Genomic DNA, 19789 nt, shown 5'->3' with positions numbered 1-19789 from the left:
AAAGCTGCGTCAGCTGAGCTGCGACCAACACGGCATGAGGTCGTTTTCGGCCGGGGCCGCGTCATGAACGCCACGGGCGATGGCGCGTGCCATCGTCGATGCCGCCACCGCGCCGAGGTCGATGAAATCCTCAAGTGTGGGGGTCTTGCCGCTGGCGCCGGTGGCAAGCGCAAAGATGAGATCGCCGTCGAGCGGCGTGTGCGCCGGCCAGAGCGCTCGGGAAAAACCGTCATGGGCGGCGATTGCCAGGCGCTTCGCTTCGGCCTTTGTGAGCACTGCATCCGTCGCGATGACGGCGATCGTCGTGTTGGCGGCTGCGGACTGCCGGTCGCGGAACTTGATGCGGATATCGGCGGCGTCAGCGGGCAGGGGATGCGGCAGGCCGAGCGCACCGAACTCGCCATCAAGCTCGAAGGGTGCGGACCAGAAATGCCTGCTATCTCCAACGGTCGCCGAGCCGAGCGCGTTGACCGCGACGAGCGCGCCGATGGTGATGCCGCTTGGCAGAACGGTCGATGCCGAGCCGAGGCCGCCCTTGAAGGCGGCGGTCAGAGCGCCGGTACCGGCGCCGGCGGTTCCGGTCGCGAACGACGGGCCGGCGCGACGAACCGCCTCGAAGCCGAGTTCGCGATAGGGCGGGTAACGTCCCCAGTCCTTGTCGCCGCCGTTGATCAGGTCGAACAGGATGGCGGTGGGCACGATCGGTATCCGGTGCGGACCGACGGCAAAGCCGCGGCCCATTTCTCTTAGCGCGGCCTGGGCTCCGGACGCAGCATCGAGGCCAAAGGCCGAACCGCCGGAAAGCACCAGGGCGTCGACTGTCTGCACCGTATTGTGCGGGTCGAGCAGATCGGTTTCCCGCGTTCCCGGCGCGCCGCCCAGCACCTGAACCGCAGCGGTTGCCGGGGGATCGCAGAGGATGGCGGTGACGCCGGATTTCAGCCGGTGATCCTCGGCATTGCCGACCGTCAGGCCCTCAACGTCGGTAATCAGGTTCAGCGGTCCGGTGCGCATCATTGGGCGGTTCCTTCGGCAGGCGCGGGCACGAAGCGGCTGCCTTGCCACTGCATCAGGCGATAGGGATTTTCGGCGCGCTCGTGCTGCGCGTTGAAGGCAATGGGGCCGAGCACGGTCGGATAGGGTCCTTTGGCGAATGCGTCGAGAAGGGGCTTGTCGTCCTTTTCCGCCTGGTCCTTGGCTTGCTCGAGCAGGGAGACCGCCGCAAAGGCGGACAATACGTAGCCATCCGGTTCGGTTCCGGCGGCGCGCAAGGCATCCGCGACCGGTTTGCCCTCGGGCGATTGCGATGCGTCCGGCAAGGTGACCGCGAAAACGCCATCGGCGAGCGGCACGGTGAGATCGGCGGCATTCAGCGCATCGCCGCCGAGCAAGGCGAGGCTCGCGCCTTCGCCTTGCGCATCGCGCGCGATCACCGCCGTGTCCTGCCTGTCGCCGCCGGTAAAGACATGGGTCGCGCCGCTCTTCACCAGTCGCCGCACCAGGTTGACCTGCTGCTCCTGGGCGGGCCGATAGGTGTCGGTGAAGACCGGTGTCAGCCCAATTTCGCCGAGGGCGGAGCGTACGCTTTCAACCAGTTCCCGGCTGTGGATGGTTCCATCGTCGATCAACGCGATCGGCTTGTCCTTCCAGCGCTGGACGATGGTGTCGACGATGCTGGCAGCCTCGGCGTTACCGCTCGGCGCAAGACGGAAGAGCGGCCACTTCTTCTTCAGCGCATCTTCCATCAGGACATCGGAACGCACACTGAGGGTGATGGCGGGAAGGCCCGCTTCGGCAAGTGCCGGAAGTGTGGCGTCCAGGCTTTCGGTGCAGAGAAACCCGATCGCTGCCTCGGCGCCGGCCGCAAGCAGCGCCTTGGTCAGCGCTTCATTACCGGCCGTATCGCAACTCTCTGGAATGACGACGATCTCACTGCCGCGATCGCCGGCCTGGAACGCGGCGCCATCGATGATCTGCTTGCCGAGAGGTGCAAACGGGCCTTCGACCGGCGCGACGACGGCCACCTTGATGCCGGCTGCCGCGGCGGGTGCGGCCTGTACCAGTCCGGCCACGACAAGGCTGGCGACGATCGATCGAAGCATTCATTTTCTCCGCTGCCGCATTTTCCCCGGATCAGGAGGGATCCTGACCCTGCGGCGAGCCCAAACATTGCCTTATCCGTGCCGGTCGCGACGGGCGCGCGGCACGGTAGTGGCCGCATGTTTTAAGGATGTGCCCTGCCGCGTCAAAGGAAAAGATGTGACTTCGGCCGCGGATGGTTCTATCCGCGTCGCTGCCGTGTCGCAGATCTGCAAGATTCTCCTTGCAGCGGGTTTCATATTTCCCGGTACTGTCTATGTATGTGGCTGACTTCGCTCGGAGAAAGAATTGTTGGACAAGAGCCGGCTGGACCCCATCAGTTACCGCGACGCCATGAGTCGCCTGGCCGGTCACGTGCAGATCATCACCGTGGCCGATGGTGTCGAGCGGCGCGGTGTCACGGTCACCGCATCCTGCTCCGTGTCCGACAGTCCGCCGACGGTTCTGGCCTGCCTCAACGGCGCCAATCCGCGCAATGAGATCTTCACGCGCAGCGACAGTTTCGCGCTCAATCTGCTTGGCGATGAACATCGCGCCATGGCACACGCTTTTTCCGGCCGCGATCAACTCGACATGAATCTGCGCTTTGCCCTTGGCAAGTGGACCAAGCTGACGACAGGCTCTCCGATCCTCACCAACGCGATCGCTTCGTTCGATTGCCGGCTCATCGAGGTGCAGACGATCGCCACGCATCTGGTGCTGTTCGGCGAGGTCGTCGATGTCGCCATCGGGCCGGCGCGGCCGCCACTCATTTATGTGGACCGCGGATACCACTCGCTATAAGTTTTACGTGGCGAGATTTCGTGCCCATCGAGACATGAGAAGATCGCCGTAAGCCTTTGAGTTGGAAGAGTGAATTCATTCGCTTTTCAACATCAAGTTATCGATTCGAGCCGTGGCGGAGGAGACATGGCGACACAGGCGACCACAGCCCTGCCGCAGTCCATCGAGGAGACGATGGCGCTGCTGGAGGCGCATGACTATCTCGCGGGAACGGCGCTGGCGACGGTGCTGTTTCTGGCGCTCAGGATGAAGCGCCCGCTCTTTCTCGAGGGCGAAGCAGGCGTCGGCAAGACCGAGATCGCCAAGGTTCTGGCAAAGGCGCTCGATCGGCCTCTGATCCGGCTGCAATGTTATGAGGGCCTCGACGTCGCCTCGGCCGTCTACGAATGGAACTATCCGGCACAGATGCTGGAAATCCGCCTATCGGAAGCAGCCGGCAAGGTCGATCGAAAACGGATCGAAAGCGATATCTTTTCCGAACGCTTCCTGATCCGCCGCCCGGTCCTGCAGGCAATTTCTTCCAGCGCGGGCCGCGCGCCTGTCTTCCTGATCGACGAGCTTGACCGGACAGATGAGGCCTTCGAGGCGTTCCTGCTCGAAGTTTTGTCCGATTTTCAGGTCACGATACCGGAACTTGGAACAATCCGGGCGGACGAACCGCCAATCGTCATCATCACCACCAACCGCACCCGTGAGATCCATGACGCGCTCAAGCGACGCTGCCTCTATCACTGGGTCGATTATCCCAAGGCGGCGCAGGAGCTGGAAATTATCCGCCGCAAGGTGCCCGGCTGCAACGCGACGCTGTCGCGCGAGGTCATCGCCTATGTGCAGCGGCTGCGGACGGTCGACCTCTTCAAGAACCCGGGCGTTGCCGAAACGATCGACTGGGCGACGGCGCTGACGGAACTCGACCGACTGGCGCTCGATCCGGAAACGATCGCCGATACGCTCGGAACATTGCTCAAGTACCAAGACGACATCGCCAGGATAGAGGGTGCCGAGGGGCGCAAGCTGCTCGCCGAAGTCAAGGCGGAACTGCTGGCAGCGGGCTGACGATGGAGGAGCGGGAGCAGCACAGGGATGGTGCCATTGTCCCGCCGCCAGGGGAAAGCGACGGCCGGCTTGCCGACAACATCGTCTTCTTCGCACGCGCCCTGCGTCGCGCCGGCATCAAGATCGGGCCCGGGGCGATTGCCGATGCCATCGATGCGGTGGCGCTGATCGGGATCGGCGGCCGGGATGCGTTTTACGCCGCACTGCAATGCGTCTTCGTGAAGCGCCATGAGGACCAGCCGGTGTTCGACGAAGCTTTTCGGCTGTTCTGGCGCTCGCGCGGCCTCGTCGAGAAGATGATCGCGATGATGTCGCCGCTGGCGCCGGAGCGCGAAAGCGAGCGGCAACAGCGGCGGGCCGGCGAGACACGCGTCAGCGATGCGTTGCTTTCCGGGCACGAAGCGGATCGACCGCCACGTGAGGAACCCGAGATCGATATCGATGCGCGCTTCACGGTTTCGGGCCGCGAGCTCCTGCGTCGGGCCGATTTCGCGCAGATGAGTGCTGCCGAACTTGCCGAGGCGAAACGCGCCCTTGCCGCGCTGACGCTGCCGATGGACCGTGTCGTAACCCGTCGCTTCCGCCCATCGAAGAGGCAGATCCGCATCGACCCGCGCGCCACCATGCGTGACGCGATGCGTTTCGGCGGGGAACTGATCCTGCCGCGGTTCCGGGAGCGGCGCGTGGTGCATCCGCCGCTCGTCGTGCTTGCCGACATCTCGGGCTCGATGAGCCAGTACACCCGCATCTTTCTGCATTTCCTGCATGCGTTGACCGAGGAGCGGCGGCGCGTGCACACCTTCCTGTTCGGCACACGGCTGACCAATGTCTCCCGCCAGTTGCGCAATCGCGATCCGGATGCCGCGATCGACGACTGCGTGGCTGCGGTGAAGGACTGGTCCGGCGGTACGCGCATTGGCGAAACGCTGCATGAATTCAACAGACGCTGGTCGCGGCGCGTGCTCGGACAAGGCGCCATCGTGCTGATGATCACCGATGGCCTGGAGCGTGACGATGTGGGCGATCTTGAAATCGAAATCGATCGACTGCACCGGTCCTGCCGCCGGCTGATCTGGCTCAACCCGCTGCTGCGCTTCGACGGCTTCGAGGCGCGTGCGCGCGGCGTCAGAGCGATGCTGCCGCATGTTGACGAATTCCGAGCGGTGCACAATCTTGAATCGATTGGGGAACTGGTGAAGGCGCTTTCCGGGCAGGGTTCCCGGCAGGCTGACCCGCGGCGGTTCCTCAGATCTTGATCGGTCCGGCGGGAGGGTGACAATATGCTGGAAGCTGCAAATGTTCTGGACCCGCTCGACATCGCCCAAGCCTGGATGAAGGAAGGGCGCAAGGTGGCGATTGCCACCGTGATCGAAACCTGGGGCTCGGCGCCGCGCCCCGTCGGCAGCCATCTGGTGATCGACGGCGACGGCAATTTTCAGGGCTCGGTTTCCGGCGGCTGCGTCGAAGGCGCCGTCATCACCGAAGCGGCAGATGTGATCGCTTCGGGCGCGCCAAGGATCCTCGATTTCGGCGTTGCGGACGAAACCGCCTGGCGCGTCGGGCTTTCCTGCGGCGGCAGGATTCGGGTCTTTGTTGAACGGGTCGAAGGCTAGCGATGGAACGGAGCATTCTTGAAGCACTCAATGCGGCGCGTTCGGCGCGTCGGGCGGTTGTCACTGTCAGCGCTCTAGCCGGCAGCAGCAGCCAGGTCTATCTCGAGGGCGATGATTGTCCGGATGTCTGGCGCGGCCCGGTCGCGCGCGCCCTGCAATCCGGCAAGGCCGGGATCATGGAGACGGAGCAGGGCTCTTTCTTCCTCAATGTCTACTTGCCGCCGCCACGCATTCTCGTCATCGGCGCCGTGCATATTTCACAGGCCTTGGCCCAGCTGGCGCCCGTTGCCGGTTTCGACATGACGATCATCGATCCGCGTACTTCCTTCGCAACGCCGGAACGTTTCGCAGGCGTCGAGCTCATCGCCGAATGGCCCGAGGATGCCCTGAAACAGAGGCCGCTCGACCGCTTCACCGCCGTGCTGGCCGTCACCCATGATCCGAAAATCGACGACGAACCAATCCGGGTCGCCCTTGCAGCCGGCTGTTTCTACGTCGGCGCGCTCGGCAGCCGGAAAACCCATGCGACACGGGTCGAACGGTTGCGACAGGCCGGTGTTTCCGATGTTGACATAGCCCGCATCCGCGCACCGATCGGCCTCGATATCGGTGCGGCGAGCCCGGCCGAGATCGCCGTCGCCATCCTGGCCGAAATCATCGAGGCGCTACGGCGCCGCGATACCAGCCATGTCAAAGGAGTGATTGCGTGAGGTTCGGGCCGGTCAAGACCAGCGAAGCGGAGGGCGCCATGCTGGCGCATGCGGTCAAGACGGATGAGATCCGGCTGCCGAAGGGTCACCGGCTTTCGCCCGCCGATATCGCCGCCTTGATCGCCTGCGGCACGCTGGAGGTGGTTGTTGCGCGCCTTGACCCCGGCGATCTCATGGAAGACGAGGCCGCAACGCGCATTGCGGCGGCAATTGCACCCGACCACCTGCGCTTCTCTCAGGCGGCAACCGGGCGTGTGAACGTCTACTCTCGGGTTGCCGGCCTCTTCGTCGCGAAGCGCGACACCGTCAACCGATTGAACCGCATCGATCCCGCCATCACGCTCGCCTGCCTTGCCGACCATGTGCCTGTGCAGGCCGGCGACATGGTCGCGACGATCAAGATCATTCCACTCGCCGTGGCCGGCCAACTCGTCGAGGAAGCACAGAAGCTGCTCCGGAGCCATGCCGCCTTCGAAGTAAAACCCTTTTCCGCGCGACGCGCAGCGCTAATAGCAACTCAGTTGCCGACACTGAAACCCCAGGTCATGGACAAGACGAAAACCATCCTGGCGGCTCGCCTGCGGCAATCGGGAAGCGAGCTTGTGACCGAGCGACGCGTCGCACACACGGAAGGCGCGGTCGCCGCGGCAATCGACGAACTCCAGGCCGACCATGACCTGCTGGTGGTCTTCGGTGCTTCCGCTGTCGCCGATCCGGATGATGTGATTCCCGCGGCGGTTCGTCGGGCAGGCGGCGTCGTCGATCATGTCGGCATGCCCGTCGATCCCGGCAATCTTCTCGTTCTTGGCCGTGTCGGCGAGATCCCCGTGATCGGGGCTCCCGGATGCGCCCGCAGCCCGCGCGAGAACGGATTCGACTGGATCCTCGACCGTATCCTCGCCGGCGAGTGGCCGAGCTTCGACGACATAACCGGCCTTGGCGTCGGTGGTTTGCTCGGCGAAATCCCGACCCGGCCGCAGCCGCGTGAAAAAGCAACGGCGTTGCCGTTGGGACCGGTCGAGATCGTCGTTCTGGCCGCCGGCCGCGCCAGCCGGATGGGACCGGACAGCGGGCACAAGCTGCTGGCGACCTTTGACGGCGTGCCGCTGGTTCGCCGCAGCGTCGAGGCAGCGATTGCTGCGGCCCCCGGCGGGGTTGTCGTGGTCACCGGCCACCGCGAGACCGATATCCGCGCTGCGTTGGAGGGTCTGCCCGCGAAGCTCGTCTCGAATCCAGACTACATGTCCGGAATGGCCTCATCTCTGACGATTGGACTTTCGGCCATCAACGAGCGATCCGCGGGCATGTTGGTCATGCTCGCCGACATGCCGGGCGTCAGCAGCGGCGATCTGCGCAGGTTGCTCGATCGTTTTGCGGCCGAAGGCGGCCGCGCCGTCATTCGGGCAACCGCCGATGGGCAACGCGGCAATCCGGTCATCCTGCCGCGGCAAACCTTTTCCGCTGTCCGTCTTTTGGTTGGAGACGTTGGCGCAAGGCACATCATCGAGAAGTGCGGACTGCCGGTCATCGATGTCGAGCTTGGTTCGGCGGCGCGGCTTGATCTCGACACGCCGGAGCAGATTGTGGCTGCCGGCGGTATCCTGGAGGAATGAACGCGTGGACAATGCTGCCATCGAGGAGATGTTCGAGACGCTGGGGCCGGTGACCATCAAGCGGATGTTCGGCGGCAAGGGGATCTATTGCCAGGGCATCATCTTCGCACTCGAGGTGGACGGAGAAATCCTCCTGAAGGGGGACGAGCAGACGGCGCCGACCTTCGAGGCGGCCGGCTCCCGGCAATGGGCCTATGATGGCAAGGGCAAGCCGGTGAAGATGCCCTATTGGAGCATACCGGACGACGCCTTTGACGACCCCGACGAGATGGCGCGCTGGGTGCGGCTTGCCTATGAAGCAGCGTTACGATCGAGAAAATAGAGGATAAACCCGCCGGCGGAGGCAATCCGCGACGACTGCGCCGCTAGAGGATCCCGCTCTCAAGTGGAATCACTGGAGGCGGAAAGATGCTCTATAATCAAAGTGCTAGAGCGTCCTTTGTGCCTTCGCTTGAACGCACGGCGCTCTTGTGCTCCAGCCTGCGCAACGCATCGACTGCGTCGGCCGTAAAACGTGACAGCGGCTGGGGCAGGGCATCGAGATCGAACCAGCCGAGAGCGGAAAGCTTGTCCGGCTCGGTGAGTTCAGGCTCACCGATAAAGTCCCGGGTCACATAGATCATCGAGATCCAGTGCTGGCGGTCAGCCTCGATCACCTGTTCGCTGAGGCAGAGGAACTCGCTCGAACGGATCTGGAGGCCGCTTTCCTCTTCGGCCTCGCGCCGCGCTGCGGCTTCCGAGCGTTCCATATGATCGACCTTGCCGCCGACGATGTTCCAGTGCTCGGCTTCAGGCGCGTTAACGCGCTTGTAGAGCAGGATCTTGCCGTCGCGCACGATTGCAAGTCCGCAGCCGAGACCCGGAAAATCGATGCCCGGCAGGCCCATAGGTTTAATCAGGCCTTGCCGGCAATCAGCATGAAAGCGGGGATTTCGTCGCCGAAGCCAACGGGCGTCGGGCCGTCATCATAGTCGCGGCGGTGACGGTTGCGGCGATCGCGATTGTCATCGTTGGCCGGGTTCGATGCGCGCACCGGACGATCGGCGCGGTTGTTCTGTCCCTGCTTGTTTTCTGCGCTGCGTGCCGGTTTCACCGATTCCGCCCTTTCCACGACTGTTGCAACTTCGGCCTCACTATCGACACGCACGGTATCGGATTTATGATCGGCGCGAGCCCTCGAGCCGCGATCCCCATCTTTTTTCCGGTCCTTGCGGCCATCGCGATCGCGACCGCGATCGCGGCGACCGCTGTCGTGGCTTTCCATCGGCTCGGGCAAATTGGAAAGGTCGCCGTTCAGCCATTCGACCTTCTGGCCGATCAGCTTCTCGATCGCATCGGAGAACTTCGTGTCGCGCTTGGTCACAAGCGTGAAGGAGGCGCCAGAGCGACCGGCACGGCCGGTGCGGCCGATCCGGTGAACATAGTCTTCCGCATGGATCGGAACGTCGAAGTTGAAGACATGGCTGACATCGGGGATGTCGAGGCCGCGGGCAGCAACATCGGATGCAACGAGCAGCGTGATATTGTTGTCCTTGAAGCCGGCAAGCATGGCCATGCGCGAGCGCTGGTCCATGTCACCATGCAGGGCGCCGACCGAGAAGCCATGACGCTCGAGCGACCGAAAGAGGTCGGCGACATCCTTCTTGCGGTTGCAGAAGATGATGGCGTTCTTCAGATCGTCCTGGGCGCGAATCAGATCGCGCAGCACCGCGCGCTTTTCGTAATCCTTGGCGTGCGCCGCGACGAAGCGCTGTGTCACCGTCTGTGCCGTGGAGGCCGGGCGGGCGACTTCGACGCGCTCCGGGTTCTGCAGGAAGCGATCGGCGAGCTTCTGGATTTCCGGCGGCATGGTCGCCGAGAAGAACAGAGTCTGACGCGTGAACGGGATCATCTTGGCGATGCGTTCGATGTCGGGAATGAAGCCCATGTCGAGCATGCGGTCGGCTTCGTCGATGACCAGGATCTCGACGCCGGTCATCAGCAGCTTGCCGCGCTCGAAGTGATCAAGCAGGCGGCCGGGCGTGCAGATCAGAACGTCTGCGCCGCGCTCGAGCTTGCGATCCTGCTCATCGAACGAAACGCCGCCGATCAGAAGCGCGATGTTGAGCTTGTGGTTCTTGCCGTACTTGTCGAAGTTCTCCGCGACCTGGGCGGCGAGTTCGCGCGTCGGCTCCAGGATGAGCGTGCGCGGCATGCGGGCGCGCGCGCGGCCCTTTTCCAGCAGCGTCAACATCGGCAGCACGAACGAAGCGGTCTTACCCGTTCCCGTCTGGGCGATGCCCAGAATGTCACGACGCTGCAGGGCCGGCGGAATGGCGCCAGCCTGGATCGGGGTCGGGATTGTGTAGCCCGCATCGGTGACAGCGGAGAGAACTTTTTGGCTCAGGCCAAGGTCAGCAAAATTGGTCAAAGGGAAATCTGTTTCCGTTCCGGTTCAATAGAACACTGATCGATCGATGGAAAACGCACGAGACGTGGCCGCGCTCATAAGCTGAACGTCGCTGAAAGTCAAGAAATCCAGCACGTTGAAGCAGCAAAAGGTAAATAGTGGCGAATCTGTCGCATTTCTTGTCAAGCCGCGCAAGACCTGGAGACAGCCAAACGACCCGTCAGTTCATGTAGGAGGCGAGCTTCCGGCTGGCATCGAGAAAGCGCATGGGATCCACCGCCTCGCCATTCAGGCGGATTTCATAATGAAGGTGCGGACCGGTGGAACGACCCGTATTGCCGGACTTGGCAATGACTTCACCTTCCGTCACCTGGTCGCCAACCTTCACCAGAACGGCGGAAAGGTGGGCGTATCGGCTCGACACGCCGTTTCCGTGGTCGATTTCGACCATGTTCCCGTAGCCGCCGGTCAGGCCGGCATTCGTCACGGTGCCGGGCGCGGCCGCGCGAATGCGCGTGCCGACCGTCGCGCGGAAGTCGATGCCGGCATGGAGCGCCAGGCGACCGAGGAACGGATCAAGACGGTTGCCGAAGTCGCTGGTGATGTCGCTCGCCGGAGACGGGTTGCCGAACGGCAGCGCGCGGACCTGCGCCCGCGTCCGTTCCAGTTCCAGAAGAGCCGTATCGAGAGCCGCCAGCGACTGGCCGAACTCGTCATCATTCGCCGGTTCGACGAACGGGCCGCCAATGGCGCTATCGACAGAGTCAGACGTCGCGACGGGGACCATTGCTGCGACATCGCCGACCGGCAGGTCGACGCCGGTCCGACCGACGATCGAGCGAATCGCACCCGACGTCTTTGCAGCACCATCCGTCAGTTGCTTCAGTCGCGCCATTTGTTCGAGTTCGACGTCCTTCAGCGACAGCGTCACTTTGGAGAATATCCGGTCGGCACGGTCCGAGGTCGATTCGGCCGCATCGGGTGCGGCATAGGCGAGGGGAGCGGGACGAATTGCACCGGTGACCGACGCGCCGCTCAGGCCCATCAATTTCTCGATCGCCTTTACGCCGCCGCTGCTGGCGTCGGCCCGTTTCTCAAAGGCGAGGGGTTCAATCTCCGGGGTCCCGTTGCTTTCCGTCGTCAGGCCGGAACTTTCGGCCCTTTCGACCAGGGCGCCGAGCTTTCCGTTGCGCGAGGTCAGCGCCATCTGCTGGCGCAGCAGCTTCTCGACCTTTTCTTCGACCACCTGCTGGTCGAGCAGTTGCCGGCTGGTGACGCGATCGACCTGCGCTCTCAATGCCGTGATTCGATCCTCGTATTCGTGCTGCATTCGCGCCTGGCGGGCGATCGTGCCGCCGATGAGATCGTCGCGCAGGACCAGATAGGATGTGGCCGCGAGATAGCCGATGCTGCAGACGCCGGCGAAGGATACGGCGATTGCCGCCATCCAGGGACGAACCGTCATGTGGCGAACCTTGTCGCCACTTGCCAGTATCAGAACGTGATTTTCCTTACGTTTTCCGAAGGCACGATTTGCCGAACGTCCAGACACCCGTTCTCTCCCGCCATGTGCGCGTTGCCTCGCATCACCTGCGGATCATTACACTTCGTTAGGGTTAACAATTGGTAAGGATGATTGCGGTTGCGTGATGCGGCTATCGGTTGGTCGAGGCGGTCATCGAGCGATAAAAGGACGGCGTCAGGCCTGCCTCGGCGCGGGCAATGTCGTTGAACGGTGCCTTCAATGGTCCGCGAAAATTGGCGCGCACCAGCGCCTGGAAGGTCACCGCGGGATCCTTCTTCTCGCGGGCGCAGAGGAAACGGAACCATTTGGCACCGACGGCAACATGGCCTTTCTCGTCTTCGTAGATCACATCCAGAACGGCGGCGCTCTCGACGTCGCCGGTTTCGCGCATCTTGGCCTGAAGGGCCGGCGTCACATCGAGACCGCGCGCTTCGAGAATGAGCGGCACCACGGCAAGGCGGGCCGTCAGGTCGTTGCGGGTATCGTGCGCCGCTTGCCAGAGCCCGTCATGGGCAGGCATGTCGCCATAGTCTGCACCGAGATCGTTCAGCCGCTGCCGGACCAGCCGGAAGTGCTTGGCCTCCTCGAAGGCGACGCGCATCCAGCCGTCAAAGAAGGAATTGGGCACCGGCTCGGTCGCAAAGCGGGCGACGATATCGAGGGCCAGGTCGACGGCGTTCAACTCGATATGGGCGATCGAGTGCAGCAAGGCGATGCGGCCCTTGAGGGAACCGAGCGACCGCCGCTTCACCTGCGTCGGCGGTGTCAGTACGGGCTTGTCCGGCCGCCCGGGGCGAACTGGAACGGGTCGGTCGAGCGGCGAGCGCAGCGACAGCGTGCGGCGCTGCCAGCGCCGTGCCGTTTCTTGCGCAAGCGCCGTCTTGACCTCGAGGTCGGCGGCGCGAATCGCTTCGACTGCGCCGCCCCGCAGGCTGTGAAACACGGGCAATTCGGTCATGGGTTTCCTCAGAGGGCCTTTGCGGCGGCCAGGACCTCCTGGGCGTGACCGTCGACCTTCACCTTTTCCCATACCCTGACGACGACGCCGTCGGCGCCGATCAGGAAGGTGCTGCGTTCGACGCCCATGTACTTGCGGCCGTACATCATTTTCTCAACCCAGACGCCGTAGGCAGTCACCACCGCCTTTTCCTCGTCGGCAGCGAGCGTCACTGTGAGGTTGTGCTTCTTGGCGAAGCGATCGTGCTTTTTCACCGAATCGGGGGAGAGGCCGATCAGCGTTATGCCGGCTGCGGCAAACTCTTCGGCAAGTTCGGAGAACGAGATCGCCTCCAGCGTGCAGGCCTGCGTATCGTCCTTCGGATAGAAAAACAGCACGACGGGGCGGCCGCGAAAGGCGGAAAGCGAGATCGTGCCGCCGCCATCGCGCGGCAGCGTGAAGTCGGGAGCGACATCTCCGGGAGCGGGTCTTGCCATGATTAAACCTTCCTTCTGCCAAGTTTTGCAGACAATCGGACGCTACTGCATGTGGCCCTTGATCGTTGCCGATCAATGCGAAATCTGCGGCAACTCAAAGTTCTACAGCGACTTCTGCGCGCCTCTTAAGGCACGCCGCGCTGTAGGGCATATCGAAATTCGTCGACTGCCGTCCAGCGCATTTGTGCTAGATTCGACAGGTTTCGGACGGCGTCAGCCGCTACGAAACGTTGCAGTCGCTCGCCCGCGCGATTCCCGTTGAGGGTGGTGGCTTTCCACAGCATGGTCCCGCGTCTCATGGTGACTCTGCACGACGACATGTGGTCTACAGGAAACGAGAACCAGCCGTCCGCAACGATTGAAAAAAAGGCGCGGCGAAAAAGCTCGTATCGAACGGAGGACGTCCACGCTGATGAGTGAGATCCGCGGCGAAAAAGTCGGCTTTCGCAAGAAAGACATCGTCGCGCTGCATGCGTTGCCTTCGGCGCAGGCTCACGATCCCATGATCGTGCACGCACCACGCAAGCGCGCCCTGCTGCGTCTCTGTGCCAAGATTGCCCTGTCCATATCCCTGCTCGCCCTCATCATAGGGGCGATCCTCGTGACCGTGATCGAAAGCGGCATGATGGACAGCACGCTGAACGCGCGTGCCCGGACGGCCCTCAATGCTGCGCTCGGAGACGCCTACCGCGCCGACGTCGGCAGCACGGTCGTGCGCGTGACGGCAAGCGGCGCGATTGCGCTCAAGGCCCGCGAGGTGGCGCTCAGCGAAGCGGCATCCGGCCAACCCGTCGCGAAGCTTCGCTCGATCTCGATCGCACTCGACCCATTGGCGCTGATGACCGGCCGCATCGCCGTCTCCAGCCTTGAAGCGGAAGGCGGCGATTTCGATACCGGGCTCCTTCCTCGGGGCGAGCCGCTCGATCTCACCAAGATCCGTATCGCCGATGTCGGCGATGCGCTCGAGGCCCTGTTCTCCCATGTCGACCGCATGTCGCAGATGGCGGCCGGGCGGGGCAGCCAGACCGTAACACTCTCCGACTTCAGTTTTTCCGTCGTCGGCGCCCGCAACCGCGTCGTTCCGGTCGTCGCCTCCGCACTCGAATTCAACCGGGATGCCAGCGGTTCGATGAGCGTCAAGGGCAGCGCCACCGTCGATGGTGTCGAGGTCGATATCACCGCCGACGCGCTTGGCCAGAGAGGGCACGTGACCGGCTTTGATGCGGCGATCACCAATCTGCCTCTCGCGCCGTTCTTCTACCACGGCAAGTCGGGTGCGGAGCAGGCCTTTGGCATCGACGCGACGGCAGGGCTGACGTTGAACGCGACGCGGGCAGTCGGGGAGGCGAAGCCGGATCTGCGCGTGGCAGTGCGCACCTCCAAGGGCACCTTCCATGCCGGCGGCCTCGTCTCGACGCTCAATCCGTCGCAAATGGACATCGCCTATGATTTCGGGCGCTCCGCGGTCGAGATCCTGCCATCGGTCGTCAAGATCGGCCGCTCGACCTTTCCGTTCACCGGCGCGGTCATCGACCTCGACAAACTTGCCGGCGCCACGGACAATGGCTTCGTGATCGATCTCCTCCTGAAGAACGCAAGCTCGGCCCCGGAAGACGTCACCGATCAGCCGCTGACCTTCGATGCCAAGGCAAGCGGCCGGTTCACCGCAGACACCCACCGGTTGATCTTCGATCAGCTCGCCGTGTCGAGCCCGCTTGGCTCGATGTATGGCTCGCTTTCGGTCGCCTTCGGCAAGACCTCGCCGCAGATCAGCTTTGCCGCCGTCAGCGACCGCATGGAGGCGACGGCCGTCAAGCAGTTGTGGCCGTGGTGGATCGCCAAGGGCGCTCGCCGTTGGGCGATCGGCAACCTCTTCGGCGGCATAGTCACCAATGCGCGCATCGAAGTGTCAGTTGCCGAAGGCCGGATTGCCAACAACGAAGGGGAGTTGAAGCTCAACGAACAGGAGCTCAACATCAACTTCGACATCGACGACACCCGCATCAACATAACCGGCGAGATACCGCCGCTGCGCGACACCTCCGGCAAGTTCAAGCTGAGCGGCCAGCGCATGACGGTTGAGATCGGGCAGGGCACCGCCTATTTCCCGTCGGGACGGTCCGTGGCGCTCAACGGCGGCGACTTCATCCTCCCCGATGTCTACACCAAGCCGCTGATGGCGGAGATGAAGATCGAGGTTGGAGGTGCTGCGGATGCGATTGCCGAACTCGTCACCTACAAACCGATCCAGGCACTGCAAAAGACGTCGCTGCTGCCGGAGGACTTCAGCGGTCCTCTCACCGCGCTTGTCGGTGCGCGCTTCGGCCTGATCTCGGACCAGCGCCCGCCCAAGCCGCTGTGGCAGGTGGAGATGCAACTGGACAAGGTCAGCGTCAACAGGGCGTTCTATGGCCGGCCGGTATCCGACCTCGTCGGAACGTTCCGGGTCGACAATCAGCAGGCCGTGCTCGATGCCGACGCGCAACTGGAGGGCGCCAAGGTCAGCATTGCGTTGACGGAACCGGTCGATAGCGATTCGAAGGTCAAGCGCTCGCGTGAGATTTCAGGCACCTTGGACCAGGGTGTCTGGCAGAAGCTGGCGCCGGGCCTGTCGAAGATCGTCTCCGGACCGATCAGTGCCGACGTGACGATTGGCGATCAGGATCGGGTAGAGGCGAAGATCGGGCTCGCAAAGGCCGCTCTGTCCTTGCCGTGGATCGGCTGGAGCAAAGGAGCCGGCATTCCGGCGGAGGCGCGTTTCACGGCGAGCAAGTCTAATGACACCGTCGTCATCACCGATTTTGCCGTCGCCGGAGACGGTTTCGGTGCACGGGGTGATCTGCAGGTGGACGGCGGCGGACTGGTCTCCGCCCGCCTCGACAACGTCCGACTGGCCCAGGGCGACGACTTCAAGGTTTCGGTCGACCGCGGCAAGGGGGGCTATACGGCCACGCTCAGCGGCGCAGCTGCAGACATCAGGCCGATCCTCGCGCAGATGAAGGCGGGAAGCGACCAGAGCCAGGGCGGCGGCGACGACATCACCATCAAGGCCCAGCTCGATCGCGTCACCGGCTTCAACGGCGAATCCCTGTCGAATGTGAACCTGGTCTATGCCGAACGCGGCAGCCAGATCGAGGACGTCAATCTTTCGGCTGTCACCGGCAGCGGTCAGGCGCTTGTCGCCCGGATCGCCAAGGCCGGCGCCGATAATACGCTTGAGCTGACCGCAGGCGACGCCGGCGCGCTGGCACGCTTTGCCGATATCTACCAGAACATGCGCGGCGGCCTGCTCAATCTCAAACTGCGCGATCGTGGCGGGCGTTCCTGGCGCGGTAGCGTCGACATCCGCAAGTTCCAGCTCGTCGGTGAACAACGCCTGCAATCGATGGTGTCGACGCCAACAGGCTCCGACGGGCGAAGCCTCAATCAAGCGGTCCGCCGCGACATCGACGTGAGTTCGGCCCGCTTCGAGCGCGGTTTCGCCCAATTGGCGCTCGACCGCGGCGCGATCCGCGTTGACGGCGGCGTGTTGCGCGGAACCGATGTCGGCGCGACCTTCCAGGGGACGGTGCGCGACAACAACGGCATCATGGATATGACCGGCACCTTCATGCCGGCCTATGGCCTGAACCGTATCTTTGGCGAATTGCCGCTGATCGGTGTTCTGCTTGGCAACGGCCGCGATCGTGGCCTGCTCGGCATCACCTTCAAGCTCAACGGCCCCTTCAATCAGCCGAAGCTGACGGTCAATCCCCTGTCGATCATCGCGCCGGGCGTCTTCCGCAGCATCTTCGAGTTCCAATGAAAAAGGCCGGCGCGAAGGCCGGCCTCAGTCGTCTATTCGTTGTGGCTCGGCTTAGGCCGGGCGCACGAGGATGTGCTTCTTCTTGCCGAGCGACAGCTTGACGACATTATCGGCGGTGACGTCACCGATGCCGATCAGGCGGCGCTCGTCGCTGACCGCCTCGTCGTTGATCCTGACGGCACCGCCCTGGACATGGCGACGGGCTTCGCCGTTAGAAGCGGCGAGGCCGGCGCGCACGATCAGCGTCAAAAGCCCGAGGCCGGCTTCGAGCTCGGCGGTCGGGATTTCGACCGAAGGCAGGTTGTCGGCGAGCGCGCCTTCCTCGAAGGTCTTGCGCGCGGTTTCCGCCGCCTGCTCGGCGGCCGGGCGGCCGTGCAGCATGGCGGTGATCTCCGTCGCCAGGATCTTCTTGACCTCGTTGATCTCGGAGCCACCAAGCTTCGACAACCGCACGATCTCGGCCATCGGCAGCGTCGTATAGAGCTTCAGGAAGCGGGTGACGTCCGCGTCCTCGGTGTTGCGCCAGTACTGCCAGAAGTCATAGGCCGACAGCATATCCGGGTTGAGCCAGATCGCGCCGTTGACCGACTTGCCCATCTTGGCGCCCGACGACGTCGTCAACAGTGGCGAGGTCAGCGCGTAGAGTTGCGGCGTGCCCATACGGTGGCCGAGGTCGATGCCGTTGATGATGTTGCCCCACTGGTCCGATCCGCCCATCTGCAGGCGGCAGCCGGTGCGCTTGTGCAGTTCCACGAAGTCGTAGGCCTGCAGGATCATGTAGTTGAACTCGAGGAACGACAGCGATTGCTCGCGATCGAGCCGCGTCTTGACGCTGTCGAAGGACAGCATGCGGTTGACCGAGAAGTGACGGCCGACGTCGCGCAGGAACTCGAGGTAGTTGATGCCGAGCAGCCAGTCGGCGTTGTTGATCATCAACGCGTCCTTGGGGCCGTCGCCATAGGTGAGATAGTTGGAGAAGACCGTCTTGATGCTGGCGATATTGGCTTCGATCGTCGCCGGCGTCATCAGTTGGCGCGCCTCGTCCTTGAAGGACGGATCGCCCACCATGCCGGTGCCGCCGCCCATCAGCGAGATCGGCTGATGGCCGGTCGCCTGCATCCAGTGCAGCATCATGATCTGAATGAGACCGCCGGCATGCAGGCTCGGTGCGGTCGGGTCGAAGCCGATATAGGCCGTCACGATTTCCTTCCGGAACAGTTCATCCAGGCCAGACTCGTCGGAGATCTGGTGGATGAAACCACGCTCGCTGAGGGTGTGAAGGAAATCGGACTTGAAACCGGACATGATCTGTCTCTCTTGCGGGGAAGTTTTTGAACGAACGGGCGTTTAGCACTGTTTCCGCGCATAATCACTTCAAAAGTGATTCTGGAAATGTTGACGGCATGACACGGACAAGAACGGCAATCGGCCTGATGAGCGGCACGAGCATGGACGGCATCGACGTCGCCATGCTGAGGACCGACGGCGAAGACATCGTCGAGCGCGGCCCCTCCGCCGGCTTTGCCTATGACGCCCGCTTTCGCGACCGGCTGAAGCAGGGACTGGTCGACGCAAAGACGATCACGCAACGGGATCAAAGGCCCGGCGCGCTGTCGCAGCTTGAGCGCGACCTGACGCTGCGGCATGCCGAAGCAGTCAAAGCCTTCCTGCAGCAAAACGACCTGTCGCCGACGGCTATCGACGTGATCGGCTTCCACGGGCAGACCGTGCTGCACCGTCCCGACGAAGCCCTGACGGTACAGATCGGCGACGGCCCGCTGCTTGCCGGCGAAACGGCTATTGACGTCGTCTACGACATGCGCGCCAACGACATGGTGCATGGCGGGCAGGGCGCGCCGCTGATCCCCGCCTATCACGCCGCTCTGGCGCGGGGTGCAGCCGGTCTCGCGGCGCCGGTCGTCTTCGTCAATATCGGCGGCATTTCCAACCTGACCTTCATCGGCGCGGGCGAAACGCTCGTTGCCTATGACAGCGGCCCGGGCAACGCGCTGATCGATCAATGGGTCGAGGCACATGCCGGCATTCCCTTTGACCAGGGCGGCATGATCGCCAGCGAGGGCGCCGTTCTTCCCGATCTCGCGGAGCGCTACCTCGCCAATCCCTTTTTCACCGCGAAGCAGCGCCGGTCGCTCGACCGAAACGATTTTGCGCCGCCGACGGGAAGCGACGCCGGTCTTGCCGACGGCGCCCGCACGCTTGCCCATGTGACCGCAGCGGCGATCCTCAAGTCGGCCGTACACCTGCCGCAGCGGCCATCGACCTACATCATCTGCGGCGGCGGCCGCCTCAATCCGGTGATCATGCGCGACCTCGCGGCGCTCGCCAAGGAAGAGGGTGCAGCGGTGCTGCCGGCGGAGGACGCCGGCTTTAACGGCGATTCCATGGAGGCCGAGGCCTGGGCCTATCTCGCCGTAAGATCGCTGCAGGGCTTGCCGCTGACCTATCCGGGAACGACCGGGGTCCGGCGGCCTGTCACGGGCGGAAAACAAGCCGCCAGACCTGCTCGCTGATAGGCCCGAAACGGTATATGCTATCCACCGAATGGATTAATCAATTCTTCGCATCGGCCAATTAGGATCGGCCTCCGCGACCACCGGAGGTGGCGAAAGGCGGCTAGCCGCAGGACGAAGGTTTCGGGTTCTTCGATGGGTGGTGCGATCTCTCTGCTGGCTGTGAACTTTATCATTGCGCAGATTTTCACGGTCGCATTCCTCACCATTGCCGTAAAGAGCCGACAGCG

At 63.4% G+C, this 19789-nt stretch carries 17 protein-coding genes; 9 read left to right on the top strand and 8 right to left on the bottom strand.

Annotated elements, in window-relative coordinates; genetic code table 11:
* Positions 1-9 precede the first annotated feature (9 nt).
* Both ACTJKE_RS15800 and ACTJKE_RS15795 read right to left on the bottom strand, forming a co-directional pair.
* Entirely contained in the window at positions 10-1017 is a 1008-nt protein-coding gene (locus ACTJKE_RS15800; protein ID WP_057250176.1) for a P1 family peptidase, read from the bottom strand.
* A complete protein-coding gene (locus ACTJKE_RS15795; protein WP_057250178.1) occupies positions 1014-2102 on the bottom strand; it encodes a branched-chain amino acid ABC transporter substrate-binding protein in 1089 nt (362 codons plus the stop codon). The genes ACTJKE_RS15800 and ACTJKE_RS15795 overlap by 4 nt, the downstream gene beginning before the upstream one ends.
* Positions 2103-2433: 331 nt before the next feature.
* Here ACTJKE_RS15795 and ACTJKE_RS15790 point away from each other — a divergent pair, with 331 nt between their 5' ends.
* From ACTJKE_RS15790 to ACTJKE_RS15760, 7 genes are all read left to right on the top strand, one after another.
* Positions 2434-2883 carry a flavin reductase family protein gene (locus tag ACTJKE_RS15790; protein WP_440692030.1) on the top strand — a complete coding sequence of 150 codons (450 nt, stop codon included), beginning with the start codon at positions 2434-2436 and terminating at the stop codon, positions 2881-2883.
* A 126-nt stretch (positions 2884-3009) separates the two neighbouring features.
* Positions 3010-3939, top strand: a complete 930-nt coding sequence (locus tag ACTJKE_RS15785; RefSeq protein WP_057250181.1) for an AAA family ATPase — start codon at positions 3010-3012, stop codon at positions 3937-3939.
* A 2-nt stretch (positions 3940-3941) separates the two neighbouring features.
* A complete protein-coding gene (locus ACTJKE_RS15780; protein WP_440691973.1) occupies positions 3942-5195 on the top strand; it encodes a vWA domain-containing protein in 1254 nt (417 codons plus the stop codon).
* 24 nt (positions 5196-5219) lie between these two features.
* A complete protein-coding gene (locus ACTJKE_RS15775) occupies positions 5220-5552 on the top strand; it encodes an XdhC family protein (RefSeq protein WP_057250185.1) in 333 nt (110 codons plus the stop codon).
* Between the two features lie 2 nt (positions 5553-5554).
* Complete coding sequence (locus ACTJKE_RS15770; protein ID WP_440691971.1) at positions 5555-6262, top strand: XdhC family protein; 708 nt, start codon at positions 5555-5557, stop codon at positions 6260-6262.
* The gene (locus tag ACTJKE_RS15765; RefSeq protein WP_440691969.1) at positions 6259-7875 is read left to right on the top strand and encodes an NTP transferase domain-containing protein; all 1617 of its coding nucleotides are present in this window, start codon (positions 6259-6261) and stop codon (positions 7873-7875) included. Before ACTJKE_RS15770 ends, ACTJKE_RS15765 begins: the two co-directional genes overlap by 4 nt.
* A 4-nt stretch (positions 7876-7879) precedes the next feature.
* Positions 7880-8197 (top strand): TfoX/Sxy family protein, encoded by a 318-nt coding sequence (locus ACTJKE_RS15760; RefSeq protein ID WP_058324140.1) that lies wholly within the window; start codon positions 7880-7882, stop codon positions 8195-8197.
* A gap of 97 nt (positions 8198-8294) precedes the next feature.
* On the opposite strand, the gene ACTJKE_RS15755 is transcribed toward ACTJKE_RS15760, so the two are convergent.
* From ACTJKE_RS15755 to ACTJKE_RS15735, 5 genes are all read right to left on the bottom strand, one after another.
* A complete protein-coding gene (locus ACTJKE_RS15755; protein ID WP_058324141.1) occupies positions 8295-8762 on the bottom strand; it encodes an NUDIX domain-containing protein in 468 nt (155 codons plus the stop codon).
* Positions 8763-8770: 8 nt separating this feature from the next.
* A complete protein-coding gene (locus tag ACTJKE_RS15750; RefSeq protein ID WP_440691967.1) occupies positions 8771-10285 on the bottom strand; it encodes a DEAD/DEAH box helicase in 1515 nt (504 codons plus the stop codon).
* A gap of 199 nt (positions 10286-10484) precedes the next feature.
* Positions 10485-11816 (bottom strand): M23 family metallopeptidase, encoded by a 1332-nt coding sequence (locus tag ACTJKE_RS15745; protein WP_058324143.1) that lies wholly within the window; start codon positions 11814-11816, stop codon positions 10485-10487.
* Between the two features lie 103 nt (positions 11817-11919).
* Positions 11920-12747 carry a ferritin-like domain-containing protein gene (locus ACTJKE_RS15740; RefSeq protein ID WP_058324144.1) on the bottom strand — a complete coding sequence of 276 codons (828 nt, stop codon included), beginning with the start codon at positions 12745-12747 and terminating at the stop codon, positions 11920-11922.
* A gap of 8 nt (positions 12748-12755) precedes the next feature.
* Positions 12756-13223: a peroxiredoxin gene (locus ACTJKE_RS15735; protein WP_058328241.1), complete on the bottom strand. Its 468-nt coding sequence runs from the start codon at positions 13221-13223 to the stop codon at positions 12756-12758.
* Between the two features lie 412 nt (positions 13224-13635).
* On the opposite strand from ACTJKE_RS15735, the gene ACTJKE_RS15730 reads away from it, so the two are divergent.
* On the top strand, positions 13636-17028 hold the full coding sequence (locus ACTJKE_RS15730) for a YhdP family protein (protein ID WP_440691965.1): 3393 nt from the start codon (positions 13636-13638) through the stop codon (positions 17026-17028).
* Between the two features lie 51 nt (positions 17029-17079).
* Here ACTJKE_RS15730 and tyrS read toward each other — a convergent pair whose 3' ends face one another.
* Positions 17080-18333 carry a tyrosine--tRNA ligase gene (gene tyrS, locus ACTJKE_RS15725; protein ID WP_440691963.1) on the bottom strand — a complete coding sequence of 418 codons (1254 nt, stop codon included), beginning with the start codon at positions 18331-18333 and terminating at the stop codon, positions 17080-17082.
* 98 nt (positions 18334-18431) lie between these two features.
* Here tyrS and ACTJKE_RS15720 point away from each other — a divergent pair, with 98 nt between their 5' ends.
* Complete coding sequence (locus ACTJKE_RS15720) at positions 18432-19559, top strand: anhydro-N-acetylmuramic acid kinase (RefSeq protein ID WP_058328238.1); 1128 nt, start codon at positions 18432-18434, stop codon at positions 19557-19559.
* The last annotated feature ends 230 nt before the right edge of the window (positions 19560-19789 follow it).

This window comes from Ensifer sp. 22521, assembly GCF_052044795.1.
Lineage (GTDB): Bacteria > Pseudomonadota > Alphaproteobacteria > Rhizobiales > Rhizobiaceae > Ensifer.
This window is presented reverse-complemented; position numbering and strand designations above follow the sequence as displayed.